This is a genomic window from Geodermatophilus sp. URMC 61 (assembly GCF_052931555.1).
Genome location: NZ_JBRFHZ010000002.1, coordinates 1,499,585 through 1,518,823, shown reverse-complemented (window position 1 = coordinate 1,518,823; position 19,239 = coordinate 1,499,585). Strand labels below are relative to the sequence as shown.

Sequence of the window (19,239 nt, the reverse complement as noted above, 5' to 3'; positions counted from 1 at the left end):
GCGGATGGGTGAGCGAGTATTCGGCTGGCCGGAGCGGGTTCCCGCCCGCCTATCTGGACCGGGTGGGTTCCTCGTTCACCGACTTCCTCGCGGTGGCCGCGCCCGACCTGCTGCCGGGTCGCCGTCCCGTGCCGCAGATGCCCGTCGGCGACGTCACGCCGCACGGCACCACGATCGTCTCGGTCACCTACGAGGGCGGCGTCCTCATGGGCGGCGACCGGCGGGCGACCATGGGCAACCTGATCTCCAGCCGCGACATCGAGAAGGTGTACCCGGCCGACACCTGGTCGGTCATCGGCATCGCCGGGGCGGCCGGCATCGCCATCGAGATGGTCCGGCTCTACCAGGTGGAGCTGGAGCACTACGAGAAGATCGAGGGCCTCACGCTCTCCCTCGACGGCAAGGCCAACCGGCTGGCCCAGATGATCCGCGGCAACCTCGGCGCCGCGCTGCAGGGGCTGGCCGTCGTCCCGCTGTTCGCCGGCTTCGACCTCGACGCCGCGCCCGGCACCTCACCCGGGCGGATCTTCAGCTACGACGTCACCGGCGGCAACTACGAGGAGCGCGGCTACGCCGCCGTCGGCTCGGGCTCGCTGTTCGCCCGCAACTCGCTGAAGAAGACCTGGCGCCCGAACCTGGACGCCGACGCCGCCACCACCAGCCTGGTGGAGGCGCTCTACGACGCCGCCGACGACGACTCCGCGACCGGTGGACCCGACCCGGTGCGCCGGCTGTACCCGATCGTCTACCGGGTCGACGCCGAGGGCGCCGTCCGGCTCACCGACGACGAGGTCGCCGCCATCGCGAAGACCATCACCGACGAGCGGGCCGCCGCCGAGGGGCAGGGCTGATCGCCATGACGCTGCCGTACTACGCCTCGCCCGAGCAGCTGATGCGCGACCGCTCGGAGTACGCCCGCAAGGGCATCTCCCGCGGCCGCAGCGTCGCCGTCCTCACCTACGCCGACGGCGTGCTGTTCATCGCCGAGAACCCCAGCTCCACGCTGCACAAGGTCGGTGAGCTCTACGACCGGATCGGCTTCGCCGCCGTCGGCCGCTACAGCGAGTTCGAGAGCCTGCGGGTGGCCGGCGTCCGGCTGGCCGACGTCCGCGGGTACAGCTACAACCGCCGCGACGTCACCGGCCGGGTCATCGCCAACGCCTACGCGCAGACCCTCGGCGAGATCTTCACGCAGCAGACCAAGCCCTACGAGGTCGAGCTCTGCGTCGCCGAGGTGGGCGACACCCCGGAGACCGACCAGCTCTACCGGCTCACCTTCGACGGCTCGGTCGTCGACGAGCCGGACTTCATCGTCATGGGCGGCCAGGCCGAGGCGGTGAGCGCCAACCTGCGCGAGCACTTCCTGCCCGGCATGGACCTGGCCGAGGCGCTGCGGGTCGGCGTCCAGGCGCTCTCGGCGGTCAGCCCGGCGACCAGCGCCGGCAACGGCGGCCCCGCGCTGCTCTCGGCCGAGCAGCTGGAGGTCGCCGTCCTCGACCGGCGGCGGCCCAAGCGGGCCTTCCGGCGGATCCTGGGGGCGGCGCTGCGCCCGCTGCTCGACCGCGACGGGAAGGACGCCGCCGTCGGCGGCGAGCAGCCGCACACGGCCGCACACTCCCCGAGCGTGCCCCAGCCGGGCACCCCGGCGGGCCTCGGCGAACCGTCCGCGCCCGACAGCGGCGGAACGGCGGGCAGCGGGGGAGAGGCACCCACCACCTGAGACAGGACCTCCCTGCCCCACCGCCGTGGCAGGACCCCCCGTCCTCCGCATCCCCCGCAGGCCCGGGACGGGGCCGGCGGTGGGTCCTGCGGGGACGCCGCCCACGCGCCGGCGCGGCGAGGAGCTGCTCCGCCGGCACGCTCGGCGCCCTGGGGCTGCTGCTCGGCTCCCGAGCGGGGGAGGGGAGCGGCATGCCGACCTACCGGGTGAGCGAGGCCGCCGTCGCGCGGGCGGAGCGGTTGATCGACGACGGCGGGTACGACGACCACACCGCTTGGTCCGATGCCGCGCCGGACGCCGTGGCGGCCAACGCGTCGATCGACTCGGCGGCCTTCGACGCCTTCGCCGCCTGGCACCTGGCCGAGGACGCGGACGCCTCGGAGGGCACCAAGGGCCGCTACGCGTTCCCCTACGGCGCACGGCCCATCGCAGGGTCCCACCGCGAGCCTGCGAGTGGTGGGGGGCAGTGGGTCCTGCCACACGACGCCATCGAGAAGGTCGCCGACGACCTGCTGCGACGGCTCGACGCGCACCGGGAGAGCTGATCGGGTCCACCTGCCCCGGTCCAGGGCGGCGCGGGCGCGCAGAGGGAGCTTTCGCCGGGTCCGGCGCCTAGAGTCGGTGCGTGGAGCGACGGATCTTCGGCATCGAGACCGAGTACGGCGTGACGTGCACCTTCCGCGGGCAGCGGCGGCTCTCGCCCGACGAGGTGGCCCGCTACCTGTTCCGCCGCGTGGTGTCGTGGGGGCGCAGCTCCAACGTCTTCCTGCGCAACGGCTCGCGGCTGTACCTGGACGTGGGCAGCCACCCCGAGTACGCCACGGCCGAGTGCGACGACCTGACCGAGCTGGTGGTGCACGACAAGGCCGGCGAGCGGATCCTCGAGGGGCTGCTGGTCGACGCCGAGCAGCGGCTGGCCGAGGAGGGCGTCACCGGCGACATCTACCTGTTCAAGAACAACACCGACTCCGCCGGCAACAGCTACGGCTGCCACGAGAACTACCTGGTCGGCCGGCACGGGGAGTTCAGCCGGCTGGCCGACGTGCTGATCCCGTTTCTGGTCAGCCGGCAGATCGTGGTGGGTGCGGGGAAGGTGCTGCAGACCCCCCGCGGGGCGATCTACTGCATCAGCCAGCGCGCCGAGCACATCTGGGAGGGCGTGTCCTCGGCGACCACCCGCTCGCGGCCGATCATCAACACCCGCGACGAGCCGCACGCCGACGCCGAGCGCTACCGGCGGCTGCACGTGATCGTCGGGGACTCGAACATGAACGAGACGACCACGCTGCTCAAGGTCGCCGTCACCGACCTGGTGCTGCGCATGATCGAGGCGGGGGTGCCGATCCGGGACATGAGCCTGGAGAACCCGATCCGCGCCATCCGCGAGATCAGCCACGACATGACCGGACGGCGCAAGGTGCGGCTGGCCAACGGCAAGGAGATGTCGGCGCTGGAGATCCAGTCGGAGTACCACTCCCGGGCCGCGGAGTTCGTCGACCGGGAGGGCTTCGGCCCGGTGCACCGGCAGATGCTGGAGCTGTGGGGGCGGGTGCTCAAGGCCGTCGACACCGGCGACCTCTCGCTGATCGACCGGGAGATCGACTGGGCCACCAAGTACCAGCTGATCGAGCGCTACCGGGCCAAGCGGGACCTGCCCATGAGTTCCCCCCGAGTGGCGCAGATGGACCTCGCCTACCACGACATCAGCCGCACCCGCGGGCTGTACTACCTGCTGGAGCGCAACAACCAGGTCGACCGGGTGGCGCACGAGCCGCGGGTGTTCGAGGCCAAGAACGTGCCCCCGCAGACCACCCGTGCCCGGCTGCGCGGGGAGTTCATCCGCAAGGCCCAGGAGAAGCGCCGGGACTTCACCGTCGACTGGGTGCACCTCAAGCTCAACGACCAGGCCCAGCGCACCGTGCTGTGCAAGGACCCGTTCAAGGCCGTCGACGAGCGCGTCGACAAGCTCATCGCCTCGATGTGAGCGGAGCGGCGGGCTCGCCGGTCCCGCACGCCGTCGACCGCCGGAGCGCGCGAGGTCGCCGATCTCGCCGTGTCGGGCGGTGGACGACGCGACGGCCCCTGCGCCCGGACGGCGGCTGCCTGGCCCGCACCCGTCCCCTGCCCCGGCCTCGGTGGTCACCGGCGGACGGCGGCGACGGTCGGCGTGTCGGGCAGCCCCGCTCCGACGATCACGGCGGGCGGCGGGCGGCGGGCGGCGCGCGGAGCCGGCCACCCCCGACCGAGGGGCTCGGCCGTCGTCAGTCGAGCGGGACCTGCAGCGCGGCGTACCGGCCGGCGGCCGCCGCGGCCAGGAAGTAGGCGCGCTCCTCGGGCCAGCCGCGCCCCATCGTCGACAGCGGCACCGGGGACAGGCCGAGGGCCTCCTCGAGCCCGTCGACGTCCATCCACACCACCCGGTTGCGCTCCGGCTGGCCGGCGAGGTCCTCCTCGACCTGGCTGCCCAGCTCCGAGCCCAGCCCGCGCGGCGCGACCAGCGTCACCCCGCCCAGCGCGACCCGGCCGAACGCGGTCAGCGAGTGGTGCGAGACGCCGCGGTGCCGCGGCCGCGGGTCGGCGTCGGAGATGCGCAGCGCCCCGACCGGCTCCCCGCCGAGCACGGTGACCGCGTTGCACGCCTCACCGGCGGCCACCCCGGAGAAGCCCCACGGCGTCCCGGTGCCGAGGTTGCCCGGCCCCTGGCTGACGATCGCGACGTCGGCGCCGAGCACGTGCCTGGCGGCGAGCAGCCCGGTGTGCAGGGTGACCGCCTCCAGGTCACCCCCGAACGCCTGGCCGACGGTGACCACGCCGGCCAGCGAGGGCGCCAGCGCCGACAGCGTGCGGGAGAACCCGGCGACCAGCGCGCCCCCGTCGGTCATGAGGTAGGCGACCCGGAGGTCGGGGTCGGTCGCCAGGACGCCGATCAGCGCGGCCGGCAGCGCCGAGTGCAGGTCGGCGACGACGACCGGCATCCCGGCGAGGTCCTCGGCGTCGGCGATGGTGCGGTGGTGCTCGGTCTCCTGCTCGTCGACGCCCTGCACGCTCACCTGCAGCGGCGTGTACCGGGCCTTGACCAGGTGACCGGGGCCCGTGGGGTCCGGCGGCAGCCGGTCGGGGACGGCGACCACGAGCGCGTAGCCGCCGGTGCCGAGGCCCTGCGCCCAGGCGGTGGTGTTGAGCAGCACGGTGTCGCCGACCTCCGGGACGCCGACCAGCGAGGGGTGCGCCAGCGCCCGCACCTCGCCGTCGCCGTCGACCTCGGCGGTGAGCTCCTGGGCGTCGCGCCAGGCCCGCCCGAGGGCGGTCACCGTGCCGCGTCGCCACCGGATCCGCTGCTGTGTCGTTCCGCTGTCCCCCACCGGGGCAGGCTAGCCAGAGCGCTCACGCGTTGCTGATCGTGACTAGCCTGGGCCCGTGGCGGCGAAGCGGGCGGAGCGGCTGGTGAACCTGGTCATCGCCCTGCTCGGCACCCGGCAGTACGTGACGGCGGCGAAGATCCGGGCCACCGTGCCCGGTTACGAGCCCGACGACGGCACGGCCCGCGCCGACGAGGCGTTCAAGCGGATGTTCGAGCGGGACAAGGCCGAGCTGCGCGAGATGGGCGTGCCGCTGGAGACCGGCCGCACCAGCGTCTTCGACACCGAGGACGGCTACCGCATCGCCCGCGCCGACTACGAGCTGCCCGAGATCACGCTCACCGGCGAGGAGGCCGCGGCGGTCGGCCTCGCCCTGCGGCTGTGGGAGTCCGCCCAGCTGGCCGGCGCCGCGCAGAGCGCGCTGGTCAAGCTCAAGGCCGCCGGGGTGGACGTCGACACCTCCCGCGCGATCCCGCTGCGCCCACGGCTGGACTCCGACGAGCCGGCCTTCGAGCCCTGCTACACCGCCGCCCGCGACCGCCGCGAGCTGACCTTCGACTACCGCCGTCCCGACGAGGACGCCCCCACCCGCCGGCGCGTGCAGCCGTGGGGCGTCGTCGCCTGGCACGGCCGCTGGTACCTCGGCGGCCTCGACCTCGACCGGCAGGCGCCGCGCGTCTTCCGCCTCTCCCGGGTCGTCGGCACCCCCCGGGCGACCGGTCCGGCGGGGGCCTTCGAGCCGCCGGAGGACGTCGACCTGGCGGCGATGGTCGCCGGGCAGTTCGGGGGAGAGGAGCAGCTCGTGGTGGTGCGGGCCCGGCCCGGCACCGCGGTGGGGCTGCGCCGGCACGCCGTCCCGCTCGGCCCGACCGCGGACGGCGACTGGGACCGGCTGGAGCTGCGCACCACCGAGCCGATGCGGCTGGCCGGCGAGATCGCCTCCTACGGCCCGGACGTCGTCGTCGAGGCCCCCGCCGCGGTGCGCGCGGCCGTCGTCGAGCGGCTTACGCGCCTGGCGGCGATGGCGCCGGGGGGAGCGACATGAGCGCGCCCACGACCACCGAGCGGATGACCCGGCTGCTCTCGCTGGTCCCGTACCTCACCGCCCGCCCCGAGGGGGTGCCGCTGGCCGAGGTGGCCCGCGACTTCGGCGTCCCCGAGCGGCAGCTGCGCCGCGACATGGAGCTGCTGTGGATGTGCGGCCTACCCGGCTACGGGCCCGGGGACCTCATCGACCTGGCCTTCGAGGGCGACCGGGTCCGGGTCACCTTCACCGCCGGCATGGTCCGCCCGCTGCGGCTGACCACCGACGAGGCGGTCGCGCTCGTGGTGGCGCTGCGCACCCTGCTCGAGCTGCCCGGCCTGGCCGAGCGGGAGGCGGTCAGCCGCGCGCTGGCCAAGGTCTCGGCCGCGGCCGGGCACGCCACGCAGCGGGGAACGCCGGTGGCGCTGTCGGTGGACGCGCAGGAGCAGGCGCTGGCCGTCGTCCGGGAGGGGCTCGAGCGCAAGCGGGCGCTGCACCTGCACTACTACGTGCCCACCCGGGACGAGCGCACCGAGCGCACCATCGACCCGCTGCGGCTGCTGCTGGTCGACGGCCGCTGGTACCTGGAGGCCTGGTCGCGGGAGGTCGGCGGCGTCCGGCTGTTCCGGCTGGACCGGATCGACGACGTCGAGGTCCTCGACGAGCCGTCGGCGCCGCCGCCGGGGGTGCCCCTGCGCGACCTCGACGCCGGGCTCTACCAGCCCGAGCCGGGCTCGCCGGTGGTGCGGCTGCGCCTGGCCCGCACCGCCCGCTGGGTGGCCGAGTACTACCCGGTCGAGGACGTGCGGGAGGTCGAGGACCCGCCCGGCGGTCTCGCGGTCGCCCTGCGCACCGCCGACATGGCGTGGGCGCGGCGGCTGGTCGCCTCCCTCGGCGGGGCCGCCACCGTCGACGAGCCGGCCGAGCTGGCCGCGGCCGTCGCCGCCGACGCCCGGGCGGCGCTCGCCCGCTATGCAGCCGACGGACAGCTGTCGTCCACCTCCGGCGACTAGGGTCGGGCCCGTGCTGCTGACCGTCGTGTGGATCGCCGTCGCCGTCCTCGCCGTCGTCGTGCTGGGCGCGCTGGCGTACGGGCTGCTCGGCGCGGCCGGCCGGCTGCGCCGGGAGCTCGCGGCGTTCGAGCGGGAGGTCCGGCCGCTGCTCGCCGAGGCGCAGGCGACCGCCGCCCGCGCGGCGGGGGTCCAGCGGCCGTCCTGACCCCACCCCCCGTTTCGGGGGCGGCAGGACGCCCGCGGCCACGTAGCATCGACGACGCCACCCGCTGACCTGGAGGACGACATGGCCGGACTCGGCCCCATGGAGATCGGCCTGATCATCCTGGCCATCCTGCTGCTGTTCGGTTACAAGAAGCTGCCGGACGCCTCCCGCTCCCTGGGCCGCTCGCTGCGCATCTTCAAGGGCGAGATGAAGGGCATGAAGGACGACGACGTCCGCACCAGGGAGGCCGCCAAGACCTCCCCGGTGCGCGGTGAGGTGCTGCCGCCGGCGACCGCGGCCGACCGCGAGCGCGAGGGCCTCGACCGCCATGCCCTCGAGGCCGAGGCGCGGGCCGCGGAGGCCCGGGCCGCCGAGCTGCGGGCGCGTGCCGCGCAGGCCGGACCGGCCGACAGCACCCGCTGACCCCACCCCCCCGGCACCACCATGAGCGAGCCCGCCCGCCGCTCCGGCCTGCGCCGGCGTCGGCGCCGTCCGCCGCGCGACCCCGCCGCGACGATGACGCTGGTCGCGCACCTCACCGAGCTGCGCAACCGGATCGCCAAGGCGCTGCTCGCGCTGCTGGTCGCCACCGCGGTCGCGTTCTGGTGGTACGAGCACGGCCTCGGCGACTTCATCCGGGCGCCGTACTGCGACCTGCCGGCCGACCTGCGCTTCACCCAGGGCGGCGAGCAGGAGTGCGGCCTGCTCATCACCGACGTCCTCGGCGGCGTGTTCATCCGGCTCAAGGTCAGCTTCCTGTGCGGGGCGGTGCTCTCCGCGCCGTTCTGGCTCTACCAGCTGTGGGCGTTCGTCACGCCGGGGCTCAAGCGCAACGAGAAGCGCTACGGCTTCGGCTTCGTCGCGGTCTCCTCGGTGCTGTTCGCGCTGGGCGCCACGCTGGCCTACCTGTCCCTGTCGGCGGGCCTGCAGCTGCTGCTGGGACTGGCCGGCAGCGGCACGGTGATCGCGCTGACCGCCCAGGACTACATCGGCTTCGCGCTCTCCCTGCTGGTGGCGTTCGGGGTGAGCTTCGAGGTGCCGCTGATCGCCGTCGCGCTCAACCTGGTCGGCGTCCTCTCCTACGAGACGCTGCGCGGCGCCCGGCGGTGGATCTTCTTCCTCACCGTGGTCTTCGCCGCGTTCGTCACCCCGACGCAGGACCCGTTCACCATGCTGCTGATGGCCGGGCCGATGATCGTGCTGTTCGAGCTGGCCATCCAGGTGGCCCGGTTCGTCGACCGGCGCCGGGCCAAGCGGGACGCCGCGGCGCACTTCCACGACCTCTCCGACGACGAGGCCTCGCCGCTGGACGCCGCGCCGTCCGCGCTGGACGTGGCAGCGACCCCCTACGACGACCTCCGCCGGGAGGACGACCCCGCGCCGGTCGAGGGGCCGGCGGCTCGCTCCCGCGGCTGACCGAGGGCACCTGCCCCCACCGTGGACCGACCCCGTCCCGGTCCAGACCCGGGGCTCGCCCCCGAGCCTGCGGGGGGTGGGGAGGGCGGGGTCCCTCGCGGGGCCGCGGCGGGCCCCTGCGGGGGCCGGCGCCGCGCGGAGGTCGCGGTCCTGGTGAGCCCGGCGGCCGGGCGTGGCCGGGCCCGGGGCGCCGCCGCTGCGGTGCTCGATGTACCGCGCCTCCCGGGTGGAGCTGGCCGGGGAGGGGCTCATGACCTACGCCGATGGTGAGCCCGTCGCGCCGCTCCCGGCCGCCAGCGTCTGCGTGCCCGGCGCGCTGTGGGTGGTGGGCACCGGCCGCTGAGCCGGCCCGACGATCGGCTCGGCTCGCCGCCCCGGGTCCTGGCTCACCACCGGACGCGAGCCAGGACCCGCGACGACCAGCCGAGCTGATCACCGGTGGCCGCCCCGGTCGGCACTACGCCGTTATCCCTAACAATTGCGGGACGAGGTCGGGCGCGCCGAGGAGGGGAGACGCGCCTAACGTGGAGGCATGTCCAGCCCCGCTGAGCGGTACGCGGCTGCCCGGCGGCGCGGTGCCCACCCTGCCCTGGCCGACTTCACCGCGGAACTCGGCTTCTCCCTCGACCCGTTCCAGGTGGAGGCGTGCGAGGCCCTCGACGAGGGCGCCGGCGTCCTCGTCTGCGCGCCGACCGGTGCCGGCAAGACGGTGGTGGGCGAGTTCGCCGTCCACAAGGCGCTGGCCGAGGGCCGCAAGGCCTTCTACACGACGCCGATCAAGGCGCTGTCCAACCAGAAGTACAACGACCTGGTCAACCGCTACGGCGAGGCGAAGGTCGGCCTGCTGACCGGGGACAACGCCATCAACGGCGACGCCCCGGTGGTGGTGATGACCACCGAGGTGCTCCGCAACATGCTCTACGCCGAGTCCCCGGCGATCGACGGGCTCGGCTACGTCGTCATGGACGAGGTGCACTACCTCGCCGACCGCTTCCGCGGCGCGGTCTGGGAGGAGGTGATCATCCACCTCCCGCAGTCGGTGACGCTGGTGTCCCTGTCGGCGACGGTGAGCAACGCCGAGGAGTTCGCCGACTGGCTGGTCACCGTCCGCGGCCACACCACGGTGGTCGTCAGCGAGGTCCGGCCGATCCCGCTGTGGCAGCACATGCTGGTGGGCAACCGGGTGTTCGACCTGTTCAGCCTGCGCCCGGCCGCGCACGCCGCCGAGCAGGGGAACGACCCGCGAGGCCAGTCCACCCGGGAGCGCGGCGCCAGCGTCGTCGACCCGGAGCTGGTCCGCTACGTGCGCGAGTACGAGCGGCGGCTGGACACCTGGGGCGGGGGCAACGGCGGCTCCCGCCGCGAGCGGGACTGGCACAAGCCGCGTTACAGGCCGCCGGCCCGGCCCGACGTCATCGAGCGGCTGGACCGCAACGGCCTGCTGCCGGCGATCACCTTCGTGTTCAGCCGCAACGGCTGTGACGCCGCCGTCGACCAGTGCCTGCGCTCCGGGCTGCGGCTGACCGACGAGTACGAGCGCGCCGAGATCGCCGCGATCATCGACGAGCGCACCGGGTCGCTGCCCGAGGAGGACCTGCACGTCCTCGGCTTCTGGGAGTGGCGCGAGGGGCTGCTGGCCGGGATCGCCGCCCACCACGCCGGCCTGGTCCCGGCGTTCAAGGAGACCGTCGAGGAGTGCTTCGTCCGCGGCCTGGTCAAGGCCGTGTTCGCCACCGAGACCCTCGCGCTCGGCATCAACATGCCGGCGCGCACCGTCGTCCTCGAGCGGCTGGTCAAGTGGAACGGCGAGGCGCACGTCGACGTGACGCCGGGGGAGTACACACAGCTCACCGGCCGGGCCGGCCGCCGCGGCATCGACGTCGAGGGGCACGCCGTCGTCGTCTGGGTGCCGGGCATGGACCCCTCGGTCGTCGCGGGGCTGGCCAGCACCCGCACGTACCCGCTCAGGTCCAGCTTCCGGCCCAGCTACAACATGGCCGTCAACCTGGTCAGCTCCTTCGGCCGGGCCCGCGCCCGCGAGCTGCTGGCCTCCTCGTTCGCCCAGTTCCAGGCCGACCGCTCGGTCGTGGGGCTGGCCCGCGCCGCCGCCCGGTACGAGCGGGACGCCGAGCGCTGGGCCGCCGAGATGCACTCCGAGGACGGCGACGTCGCCGCGTACGCGCGACTGCGCCAGGAGATCGCCGACCGGGAGCGGGAGCTCTCCCGCGACTCGGCGGCCAAGCGCCGGATGGAGGCCTCCGACGCCCTGGCCGCGCTGCGGCCCGGCGACGTCATCCGGGTGCCGTCCGGACGGCGCCAGGGGCTGGCCGTCGTCCTCGACCCAGGGGTGACCGACCTGGCCGAGCCCCGCCCGCTGGTGCTCACCGAGGACAAGTGGGCCGGCCGGCTGGGCACCGTGGACTTCCCGACGCCGGTGACCGCGCTGGCCCGGGTGCGGGTGCCGAAGAACTTCAACCACCGCAGCCCGCACGCCCGCCGCGACCTGGCCGCCACGCTGCGCAACGCACGGGTCGAGCACGACCTGGGCGCGCGGCGGGTCAAGCAGCGGTCCGCGGCCGCCGACGACCCGGTGCTGCACGACCTGCGCCGGGCGATGCGCGCGCACCCGGTGCACTCGCTGCCCGACCGGGAGGAGCGGGTGCGGGCGGCCGAGCGCTGGCTGCGGGCGACCCGGGAGGCCGAGGCCACCCACCGGCGGATGGCCGAGCGCACCGGCTCGCTCACCCGCCAGTTCGACCGCACCTGCGACGTCCTGGAGGAGCTGGGCTACCTGGTGCCCGACCCGGCGGCGCCGCCCGTGGTCGAGGGGGCGGACCCGGTGGACCACGAGGTCGCCGACGTCGCCCCGCTGGTCACCGACGACGGCCGGCGGCTGGCGCGCATCTGGTCGGAGGCCGACCTGCTCGTCGCCGAGTGCCTGCGCTCGGGCGTGTGGCGCGGGCTCACCCCGGCCGAGCTGGCCGCCGCGGTCTCGACCCTGGTGTTCGAGGCCCGCCGGGAGATGCCCGGGCAGCCGGCGGTCCCGGCCGGCAGGGTCGCCGCGGCGATCGCGGAGATGCGCCGGATCCGCTCGCGGCTGCAGGACGTCGAGCTCGACCACGGCGTCCCGGCGACCCGCGACCTGGACCTCGGCTTCGCCTGGGCCGCCTACCGCTGGGCCGACGGGCAGAGCCTCGACCGGGTCCTGGCCGGCGCCGAGCAGGCCGGCACGGAGCTGTCCGGCGGGGACTTCGTGCGCTGGGCCCGCCAGCTGCTGGACCTGCTCGACCAGCTGGCCAAGGTCGCGGAGAAGCCGCTCGCGGCCACGGCCCGGACGGCGGTGGAGCGGGTGCGGCGCGGCGTGGTCGCCGTCGCGGTCGGCGGCTGAGCCGCTCCCCGTGGCAGGATCTCCCGACGATGACCAACCCACCGCACGGCGGCCCTCCGCCCGGTGAGCCGCCCCAGCAGCCGTGGCCCCAGCAGCCGTGGCCCCAGCAGCCCGCGGGCTGGGGATCGCCGGCGCCCGGCCCGTACGGCGGCCAGCCACCGCAGGGGCCGCAGTACGGGCAGCCCTGGGGTGGGCAGCCGGCGGCCGGCCAGCCGCCCCACTGGACCGGTCAGCCGCAGTACGGCCAGGCGTGGGGGCCGCCGCCGTACGGGCCGCCGCCTGCCCCGCCGCGCCGGTCCCGCAGGAGGCTGGTGGCCGGCATCGTGGTCCCGGCGGTCCTCCTGCTGGTCGCCGTGGTGCTCGCCCGGCTCTTCGCCGACACCGTGCTCGACACCGGGCGGGTCGAGGCGGACGTCGCCGCACAGTTCGAGCAGATCGAGGGCGTGGCGATCGACCTGACCTGCGACGACGAGATGCAGGTCGAGCAGGGCGCCGACTACGAGTGCACCGGCACCACGGCCGACGGCGAGGAGGTCACCCTCCGCATCCTCATCACCGACGAGCAGACCGCCGCCTACACCTGGGAAGAGGTCTAGCGCTCAGTCCAGCGCGTCCGCCGGCCAGCCCAGCGCCGCACCGAGCCGCCGCAGCGAGGACTCGATGCCGTGCGCGGCGGCCAGTGCCGCGAGCGCGTCGGGGTCGGCCGGACGGCGGGGGAGCGTGCCCTCCACCGCGGGCAGGTCGACGTCGCGGGCGACGGCCACGACCACCGGGGCGGCGTCGAGGTAGTCCGCGCCGGCGTGCAGCTTCTTGAGGACGGCGGCGGTGAGCGGCGGCCTGGGGACGACGGTCCGCGCGGCGGCCGCCCGGATGCCGGCCAGGTCGCCGAACTCGGTGATCAGCGCCGCGGCGGTCTTGGCGCCGATGCCGGCCACACCGGGCAGCCCGTCGCTGGGGTCCCCGCGCAGCACGGCGAAGTCGGCGTAGGCGCGGCCGGGGATGCCGTACTTCGCGGTCACGGCCGCCTCGTCGACCAGCTCGAGGTCGGTGATGCCGCGGGCGGTGTACAGCACGCGCACGCCGCGCCCGTCGTCCACCAGCTGGAACAGGTCGCGGTCGCCGGTGACGACGTCGACCGGGCCGCGGGCACGGGTGGCCAGCGTGCCGATGACGTCATCGGCCTCGTACCCGGGGGCGCCGACCCGCGCCAGCCCCGCCGCGGCGAGCACCTCCACCAGCACCGGCACCTGGGGGCCGAGCTCCGCGGGGGTCTCCTCGCCGCCGTCGGGGGAGAGCCGGTGCGCCTTGTAGGAGGGCAGCGCCTGCACGCGGAAGGCCGGGCGCCAGTCGTCGTCCCAGCAGGCGACGAGCCGGTCGGGGGCGTGGGCGGTGACCAGCCGGGCGGTCATGTCCAGGAATCCGCGGACCGCGTTGACCGGGCGCCCGTCGGGCGACGTGACGCTGGTCGGCACCCCGTAGAAGGCCCGGAAGTAGAGGGAGGCGGCATCGAGCAGCATCGTCGTCACGACTCGGGACGGTAACGGCCGCGGACCGGCGGAGTGTGCGCTGGTTAGGCTCCGATCGTGCCCTCTCCGACCGCCGCTCCGGACGCCTCGGTGCCGCTGGTGACCCTCGACCGCGTGCACGCGGCGCGGGCGGTCGCCGCGGAGACCGGGGTCGACCTGCTCGTCGTCACCCCGGGCTCGGACCTGCGCTACCTCTGCGGCTACGACGCCCACGCGATGGAGCGGCTCACCGCGCTGGCGGTGCCGCGGCAGGGGGAGCCGTTCCTCGTCGTCCCGCGGCTGGAGGCGCCGATGGTCGACGCCAGCCCGGCCGGCGGCCTGGGCCTGGAGGTGCTGGCCTGGGACGAGACCGACGACCCGTTCGCGCTGCTCGGCCGGACCGCCACCGCCCGGCTGGGTGCCGCGCCGGCGCGGGTGGCCGTGGGCGACCGCACCTGGGCGTTGCACGCGCTCGGCGTCGCGGGGGCACTGCCCGGGGCGGCGCTGGAGCTGGCGAGCCCGGTCGTCGACCGGCTGCGGATGGTGAAGACGCCGGCCGAGGTCGCCGAGCTCGCCGCGGCCGGGGCGGCCATCGACCGGGTGCACGCCCGGATGGGGGAGTGGCTGCGGGTCGGGCGCACCGAGGCCGAGGTGGGCGCCGACATCGCCGCGGCGATCCTCGCCGAGGGGCACGTCTCGGTGGACTTCACCATCGTCGGGTCCGGGCCCAACGGCGCCAGCCCGCACCACGAGCTCTCCGACCGGGTGGTGCAGGAGGGGGACGTCGTCGTCGTCGACATCGGCGGGGAGACGGCCACCGGCTACCGGTCCGACTGCACCCGCACCTACGCCGTCGGCCGCGCGCCGGGTGCCGAGGTCGCCGAGTGGTACGCGGTCCTGCAGGAGGCCCAGCGTGCCTCGACCGCCGCCGTCCGGCCCGGCGTGACCGCCGAGGCCGTGGACGCCGCCGCGCGCGACGTCATCGCCGCCGCCGGGTGGGGCGAGTACTTCATCCACCGCACCGGGCACGGCATCGGCCTGGACACCCACGAGGCGCCCTACATCGTCGCGGGCAACGACCTGCCGCTGGAGCCGGGGATGGCGTTCTCCGTCGAGCCGGGCATCTACCTGCCCGGCCGCTGCGGCGCCCGCATCGAGGACATCGTCGTGTGCACCGACGACGGCGTCACCGTGCTGAACGAGGGTCCGCGTGAGCTCGTCGTCCTCCCGGGCTGAGGGCGGCGGCGGGCCGCTCACCTCCGGCGACGTCGACCGGGCGCTGCTGGCCGCCCTGGCCCGGGACGGGCGCGCCAGCTTCACCGAGCTCGCCGAGCGCGTGGGCCTGTCGGTGTCGGCGGTGCACCAGCGGGTGCGCCGGCTCGAGCAGCGCGGGCTGATCACCGGCTACCACGCCAGGCTCGACGCGAGATCCCTCGGCCGGGGGCTCACGGCGTTCGTGGCGATCACGCCCACCGACGCCGCCTCGCCCGACGAGGCGCCGTCGCTGCTGGCGCACCTGCCCGAGATCGAGGCCTGCCACTCGGTGGCCGGGGTGGAGAGCTACCTGCTCAAGGTGCGGACGTCGTCGCCGGACGCGCTCGAGGCGCTGCTGCGGACGATCCGGCAGACGGCCGACGTCACCACGCGGACGACGGTGGTGCTCTCCACCTTCTACGAGGACCGCCCGCCGCTGTAGTGCCCGCTGGATGTCATGCGTCAAGGAGTCGGCAGGGTTCGATCTTGATTCAGCTGGGGCTCAGTACGTGTACGTTCAGGCCCCGGCTAGGGAGATCTCCACCGTACGGGTATCTGCAACACCGCTGGTCGAGGTGAGGACGGTCCGGGCGCCCCGGTGTCGGGTGTAGGCAGGGGGTCCCCTTCCGTGCGCAGCACCCGCTTGGCGTGCTGGTCGACGGCCCTCGGTGTGGCCTGACCGATGACTCCTCCGCGCCGTGCCGGTCTGTACGCCGAACACCGACTCACGGGAGGTGAGCCCATGCGGAAACTGACCTTTGGCATGAACCTGAGCCTGGACGGCTACATCGCCGCGCCCGGCGACGACCTCGGCTGGAGCGTGCCGAGCGACGAGCTGTTCCAGTGGTGGTCCGACCGGGTGGAGGCGACCGGCCTGGCGCTGTACGGACGCAGACTGTGGGAGACGATGAGCTCCCACTGGCCGACCGCCGACCAGCAGCCCGGCGCCACACCGGCGGAGATCGAGTTCGCCCGCCGCTGGCAGGACATGCCGAAGGTGGTGTTCTCCTCCACGATCAGCGCGGTCGACTGGAACACCCGCCTGGTCACCGGCGACGCGGTCACCGAGATCACCCGGCTCAAGGCCGAGGACGGCGGCCCCATGGACATCGGCGGCGCCACCCTCGCCGCGGCGGCGATGCGGGCCGGGCTGATCGACGAGTACGTGCTGGCCACCGCACCGGTCTTGGTGGGCGGCGGCACGCCGTTCTTCACGGCCCTGGACAACTGGGTGAGCCTGACCCTGGTGGAGACCCGGACGTTTCCCGACGGCGTGGTCCTGACCAGGTACGAGACCAGGCACTGAGTGCCCGACGTCGGATCGGCGCGGGCTTCGGGCCGCCCAAGGATCTCGTGGCGCTGTGTTCCGAGGCGATCGTGATACCCCGCCGGATCACAGGCCGCCGTGTCTGTAAGGGATCCCCGCCCCGGTCCTGCCCGGCCTCACCGACCGGCTGGCCGACCTCGACGCCGCACTGCGGGCCATCGCGGAGGCCGGCGCCACCGGCGTCACCGTCGTCCCGCTGCACCTGCGCCCCGGCGCCCGGGAGTGGTTCTCCGCCTGGCTGGCTCGCGAGCACCCGGCGCTGGTGCCGCGCTACCGGCAGCTCTACCGCCGGGGCGCGAGCGTGGCGCCGGAGTAGCGCAGCTGGCTGGCCGGGCGGCTGACCCCGCTGCTGGCCCGGTACGGCCTGGACCGGTAGACGCGGGGAGCGGCGCGCAGGGTGGACGGCGGGAGCGCGCCGGCCGGCATCCCCGGTGACGGGGACGGCGACTTCCCGGCGGGCAGCCTCCCGGCGACCCGGCCGGGCGCCCGCACGGCGTGGACCCGCCCCGCCGCGGCACCGGCGGGCGAGCAGCTCGCGCTCCTCTGACCCGGCGTGCCACAGGACGAGCACGGGTGTCCTCGACCCTCCCGTGCCGTTATCCCTAACTACTGCGTGCGCATCCGCCAGGACGAACCGCAGCGATGGGGGAGGGGCCCGTCGGCCACGAGCCGCGCCGAACCGCAGAACAGGAGCGGATGGCGCCGACCACGAGCGGGTGTCACGCCGGCCGGCCGAGCTGGTCGACGCGCGCGCATTGAGGCCAGAAGACACACGCACATGCCCGTTATCCCGAACAGTCACGCAGACGAACAAGGGAAAGCAAGAGCTTCGACGCCGAGGACCCGGCCCGCACGTCGCTCAGGAGCGGCCCTCGGCCTCCCGGGCGGCCCGCGCGGCGCTGCGCTTGGCGCGCACGGCGCCCCGCGGTGCGACCGGCTCGGCGCCGCCCGCGAGCGCGAGCCGGCGATAGGAGTCGTAGGAGAGGGTCAGGTACTGCGCGGCCAGCGCCTCGGCCCACTCGCGCCGCGACGGTGGTGCGGTCAGGCGTAGGTGCTGCGCCGTCCGGACGGCGTGCTTGGCGAACGTCACCTGCAGCGCCTGGGTGGACAGCTGGGCGCCCACGGCGGAGGTGGGGCCCGGGCCGCGGCGCAGGGCCGGCAGCACCCACGGGCTGTCGGCGAGCGCGGGGAACCGGGCGCGGCAGGACTCCCAGGCGTGCCACGCGGTGAGCGCACCGGGGACCGACCACTCGCCGTCCTCGGTGCGGACGACGACCCGCCGCGCCGTCGGGTGCACCTGGTCGCGGCGCAGACCCCGGAACTGCCCGACGGTCCCGGGCCAGCCCAGTGCCAGCGCGCACCACGCCACGGTGCGCAGGTGCTCGGGGTCCTCGGTCCTGATCTGCGAGAGTGGCCGCAGCTCGAGGGTCTGTGGGTCGGGCTCCGGTGTCCGCACCATCGGCAGCGCGATCCCGCCGTACCGGGCGACCTTGCTGTAGAGGGCGACGGTGGCCGGCTTCCAGTCACGGGCCTCGGCGATGGGGTCCATGCCCTCCTCGGCGAGGGCGTCCGGCCCCATGCCGACCTCAAGCGCGGCGTCGACGAGCCGGCGCCACTGGGCCTGGTAGCCCGGCGGCACCGGCAGTCGCCGCCAGGCCCGCTCGGGAGGCGGAGCCGGCATCGCCGGGAGTGGCGCTTCCCACCGCTTGGTCATGAGTCCACTCTACCGTTATGCCTAACGAATGTGCCAATCAACTAGAGGAGCACTCGGCGCCTCCGGCGCCGCAGCACCGACCAAGACATCCAGCCCCTCACCCCGTTCGGCGCGCGGCTCCGCTGCACCCTGGCGATGCTGGTCGGCGTGCGGACGGTGGGTGTCGAGGAGGAGTTGTTGGTCGTCGCCCCCTCGGGGCGCCCGGTACCGCTCGGGCCGGCCGCGCTGGAGGTGGCGGCCCGACGGGGCGAGGGCGAGACCGTCGACGAGCACGACCGTGCTGCTCGGGGCGACGTCGCCGGTGCCGCGGACCCGGCCGCCCGCCTGGTGCCGGAGCTCAAGGCCCAGCAGCTGGAGTTCGGTACCCGCGTCTGCACCGGCCTCGAGGACGTCGCCGCCGACCTGCGGCACTGGCGGGAGCGGGCGGACGCGGCGGCCCGCGGCGTCGGTGCCCGGGTGGCCGCCCTGGCCAGCTCCCCGGTGCGGGTCGAGCCGCGGACCACGCCGGGGGAGCGGTACACCGAGATGGCCGAGACCTTCGGTCTCACCGCGGCGGAGCAGCTGACCTGCGGGTGTCACGTGCACGTCGCCGTGGCGGACGACGAGGAGGGCGTCGCGGTGCTCAACCGGATCCGCGTGTGGTTGCCGGTGCTGACCGCGCTGACCGCGAACTCGCCGTTCTGGCTGGGCCGCGACAGCGGGCACGCCAGCTACCGCGCCCAGGCGTGGAACCGGTGGCCGTCGTCCGGCCCCAACGAGCTGTTCGCCGACGCCGCCGCCTACCACCGGCTCGTGCAGGAGCTGCTCGCGACCGAGACGATCGTCGACACCGGGATGGTGTACTTCGACGCCCGGCTGTCCGAGCGCTGGCCCACCGTCGAGGTGCGGGTCGCCGACGTCGCGCTGCACGCCGAGGACGCCGTCACCCTGGCCGGTCTGGTCCGGGGACTGGTGGACACCGCCGCGGGCGAGTGGCGGGCCGGGGTGCCGGCGCCTGCCGTCCGCAGCGAGGTGGTACGCATGGCCGCGTGGCGGGCCAGCCGCTCAGGGCTGACCGGGGACCTCGTGCACCCCGTCACCGGCCGCCCCGCGCCGGCCGCGGAGGTCGTGTCGGCGCTGCTCGAGCACGCGCGCCCCGCCCTGGCCGCCGCCGGGGACGAGCGGTGCGTCGGCGACGGGGTCGCCGCGGTCCTCGCGCGGGGGACCGGTGCCGATCTGCAGCGCCGGGTGTTCGCGGAGACCGGTGACCTGACCGCGGTGGTCCGCGCGGCCGTCGAGGCGACGCACACGTGATCGCGGCGCCCGGGGACGGCG

General features: G+C 75.0%; 20 protein-coding genes. 17 read left to right on the top strand and 3 right to left on the bottom strand.

Going from position 1 to position 19,239, the window contains the following annotated elements; genetic code table 11:
* Window positions 1-8: 8 nt before the first annotated feature.
* From prcB to pafA, 4 genes are all read left to right on the top strand, one after another.
* Window positions 9-851 carry a proteasome subunit beta gene (gene prcB, locus ACU610_RS07105; RefSeq protein WP_446767007.1) on the top strand — a complete coding sequence of 281 codons (843 nt, stop codon included), beginning with the start codon at window positions 9-11 and terminating at the stop codon, window positions 849-851.
* Between the two features lie 5 nt (window positions 852-856).
* Complete coding sequence (gene prcA, locus ACU610_RS07100) at window positions 857-1,720, top strand: proteasome subunit alpha (protein ID WP_446767006.1); 864 nt, start codon at window positions 857-859, stop codon at window positions 1,718-1,720.
* Window positions 1,721-1,911: 191 nt separating this feature from the next.
* Complete coding sequence (locus ACU610_RS07095; protein WP_446767005.1) at window positions 1,912-2,265, top strand: hypothetical protein; 354 nt, start codon at window positions 1,912-1,914, stop codon at window positions 2,263-2,265.
* A gap of 80 nt (window positions 2,266-2,345) precedes the next feature.
* Window positions 2,346-3,704, top strand: a complete 1,359-nt coding sequence (gene pafA / locus ACU610_RS07090; protein ID WP_446767004.1) for a Pup--protein ligase — start codon at window positions 2,346-2,348, stop codon at window positions 3,702-3,704.
* 277 nt (window positions 3,705-3,981) lie between these two features.
* Here pafA and ACU610_RS07085 read toward each other — a convergent pair whose 3' ends face one another.
* Window positions 3,982-5,082 carry a DUF3866 family protein gene (locus tag ACU610_RS07085; protein WP_446767003.1) on the bottom strand — a complete coding sequence of 367 codons (1,101 nt, stop codon included), beginning with the start codon at window positions 5,080-5,082 and terminating at the stop codon, window positions 3,982-3,984.
* 55 nt (window positions 5,083-5,137) lie between these two features.
* Between ACU610_RS07085 and ACU610_RS07080 the strand changes: the two genes are divergently transcribed.
* The 8 genes from ACU610_RS07080 (at window position 5,138) to ACU610_RS07045 (ending at window position 12,721) form a co-directional block, all read left to right on the top strand.
* Window positions 5,138-6,124, top strand: coding sequence for a helix-turn-helix transcriptional regulator (locus tag ACU610_RS07080; protein WP_446767002.1), 987 nt, complete (start codon window positions 5,138-5,140; stop codon window positions 6,122-6,124).
* A complete protein-coding gene (locus ACU610_RS07075) occupies window positions 6,121-7,116 on the top strand; it encodes a helix-turn-helix transcriptional regulator (RefSeq protein ID WP_446767001.1) in 996 nt (331 codons plus the stop codon). Before ACU610_RS07080 ends, ACU610_RS07075 begins: the two co-directional genes overlap by 4 nt.
* A gap of 10 nt (window positions 7,117-7,126) precedes the next feature.
* The gene (locus ACU610_RS07070; protein WP_446767000.1) at window positions 7,127-7,321 is read left to right on the top strand and encodes a hypothetical protein; all 195 of its coding nucleotides are present in this window, start codon (window positions 7,127-7,129) and stop codon (window positions 7,319-7,321) included.
* An 81-nt stretch (window positions 7,322-7,402) separates the two neighbouring features.
* Entirely contained in the window at window positions 7,403-7,744 is a 342-nt protein-coding gene (tatA, locus tag ACU610_RS07065) for a Sec-independent protein translocase subunit TatA (RefSeq protein ID WP_446766999.1), read from the top strand.
* A 21-nt stretch (window positions 7,745-7,765) separates the two neighbouring features.
* Window positions 7,766-8,737 carry a twin-arginine translocase subunit TatC gene (gene tatC, locus ACU610_RS07060; RefSeq protein ID WP_446766998.1) on the top strand — a complete coding sequence of 324 codons (972 nt, stop codon included), beginning with the start codon at window positions 7,766-7,768 and terminating at the stop codon, window positions 8,735-8,737.
* A 208-nt stretch (window positions 8,738-8,945) separates the two neighbouring features.
* A complete protein-coding gene (locus tag ACU610_RS07055; protein WP_446766997.1) occupies window positions 8,946-9,080 on the top strand; it encodes a hypothetical protein in 135 nt (44 codons plus the stop codon).
* A 189-nt stretch (window positions 9,081-9,269) separates the two neighbouring features.
* Complete coding sequence (locus ACU610_RS07050; protein WP_446766996.1) at window positions 9,270-12,125, top strand: DEAD/DEAH box helicase; 2,856 nt, start codon at window positions 9,270-9,272, stop codon at window positions 12,123-12,125.
* 29 nt (window positions 12,126-12,154) lie between these two features.
* Window positions 12,155-12,721, top strand: a complete 567-nt coding sequence (locus ACU610_RS07045; RefSeq protein WP_446766995.1) for a DUF4333 domain-containing protein — start codon at window positions 12,155-12,157, stop codon at window positions 12,719-12,721.
* A 3-nt stretch (window positions 12,722-12,724) separates the two neighbouring features.
* On the opposite strand, the gene ACU610_RS07040 is transcribed toward ACU610_RS07045, so the two are convergent.
* Window positions 12,725-13,642: a 5'-3' exonuclease gene (locus ACU610_RS07040; RefSeq protein ID WP_446770699.1), complete on the bottom strand. Its 918-nt coding sequence runs from the start codon at window positions 13,640-13,642 to the stop codon at window positions 12,725-12,727.
* Between the two features lie 66 nt (window positions 13,643-13,708).
* Here ACU610_RS07040 and ACU610_RS07035 point away from each other — a divergent pair, with 66 nt between their 5' ends.
* The 4 genes from ACU610_RS07035 (at window position 13,709) to ACU610_RS07020 (ending at window position 16,758) form a co-directional block, all read left to right on the top strand.
* A complete protein-coding gene (locus tag ACU610_RS07035; RefSeq protein WP_446766994.1) occupies window positions 13,709-14,866 on the top strand; it encodes a M24 family metallopeptidase in 1,158 nt (385 codons plus the stop codon).
* Window positions 14,841-15,326 (top strand): Lrp/AsnC family transcriptional regulator, encoded by a 486-nt coding sequence (locus tag ACU610_RS07030; RefSeq protein ID WP_446766993.1) that lies wholly within the window; start codon window positions 14,841-14,843, stop codon window positions 15,324-15,326. The genes ACU610_RS07035 and ACU610_RS07030 overlap by 26 nt, the downstream gene beginning before the upstream one ends.
* 300 nt (window positions 15,327-15,626) lie before the next feature.
* A complete protein-coding gene (locus ACU610_RS07025) occupies window positions 15,627-16,190 on the top strand; it encodes a dihydrofolate reductase family protein (protein ID WP_446766992.1) in 564 nt (187 codons plus the stop codon).
* 418 nt (window positions 16,191-16,608) lie between these two features.
* Window positions 16,609-16,758, top strand: coding sequence for a hypothetical protein (locus ACU610_RS07020; protein ID WP_446766991.1), 150 nt, complete (start codon window positions 16,609-16,611; stop codon window positions 16,756-16,758).
* Window positions 16,759-17,070: 312 nt separating this feature from the next.
* On the opposite strand, the gene ACU610_RS07015 is transcribed toward ACU610_RS07020, so the two are convergent.
* Complete coding sequence (locus tag ACU610_RS07015) at window positions 17,071-17,925, bottom strand: hypothetical protein (protein WP_446766990.1); 855 nt, start codon at window positions 17,923-17,925, stop codon at window positions 17,071-17,073.
* 147 nt (window positions 17,926-18,072) lie between these two features.
* On the opposite strand from ACU610_RS07015, the gene ACU610_RS07010 reads away from it, so the two are divergent.
* Window positions 18,073-19,218: a glutamate--cysteine ligase gene (locus ACU610_RS07010; RefSeq protein WP_446766989.1), complete on the top strand. Its 1,146-nt coding sequence runs from the start codon at window positions 18,073-18,075 to the stop codon at window positions 19,216-19,218.
* Window positions 19,219-19,239: the final 21 nt, after the last annotated feature.

Excerpts from the sequence above, each read along its gene's own strand:
- prcA (WP_446767006.1), top strand. The coding sequence starts at position 857 with ATGACGCTGCCGTACTACGCCTCGCCCGAGCAGCTGATGCGCGACCGC.
- ACU610_RS07095 (WP_446767005.1), top strand. The coding sequence starts at position 1,912 with ATGCCGACCTACCGGGTGAGCGAGGCCGCCGTCGCGCGGGCGGAGCGG.
- ACU610_RS07075 (WP_446767001.1), top strand. The coding sequence starts at position 6,121 with ATGAGCGCGCCCACGACCACCGAGCGGATGACCCGGCTGCTCTCGCTG.
- tatA (WP_446766999.1), top strand. The coding sequence starts at position 7,403 with ATGGCCGGACTCGGCCCCATGGAGATCGGCCTGATCATCCTGGCCATC.
- tatC (WP_446766998.1), top strand. The coding sequence starts at position 7,766 with ATGAGCGAGCCCGCCCGCCGCTCCGGCCTGCGCCGGCGTCGGCGCCGT.
- ACU610_RS07055 (WP_446766997.1), top strand. The coding sequence starts at position 8,946 with ATGTACCGCGCCTCCCGGGTGGAGCTGGCCGGGGAGGGGCTCATGACC.
- ACU610_RS07050 (WP_446766996.1), top strand. The coding sequence starts at position 9,270 with ATGTCCAGCCCCGCTGAGCGGTACGCGGCTGCCCGGCGGCGCGGTGCC.
- ACU610_RS07045 (WP_446766995.1), top strand. The coding sequence starts at position 12,155 with ATGACCAACCCACCGCACGGCGGCCCTCCGCCCGGTGAGCCGCCCCAG.
- ACU610_RS07040 (WP_446770699.1), bottom strand. The coding sequence starts at position 13,642 with ATGCTGCTCGATGCCGCCTCCCTCTACTTCCGGGCCTTCTACGGGGTG.
- ACU610_RS07025 (WP_446766992.1), top strand. The coding sequence starts at position 15,627 with ATGCGGAAACTGACCTTTGGCATGAACCTGAGCCTGGACGGCTACATC.
- ACU610_RS07015 (WP_446766990.1), bottom strand. The coding sequence starts at position 17,925 with ATGACCAAGCGGTGGGAAGCGCCACTCCCGGCGATGCCGGCTCCGCCT.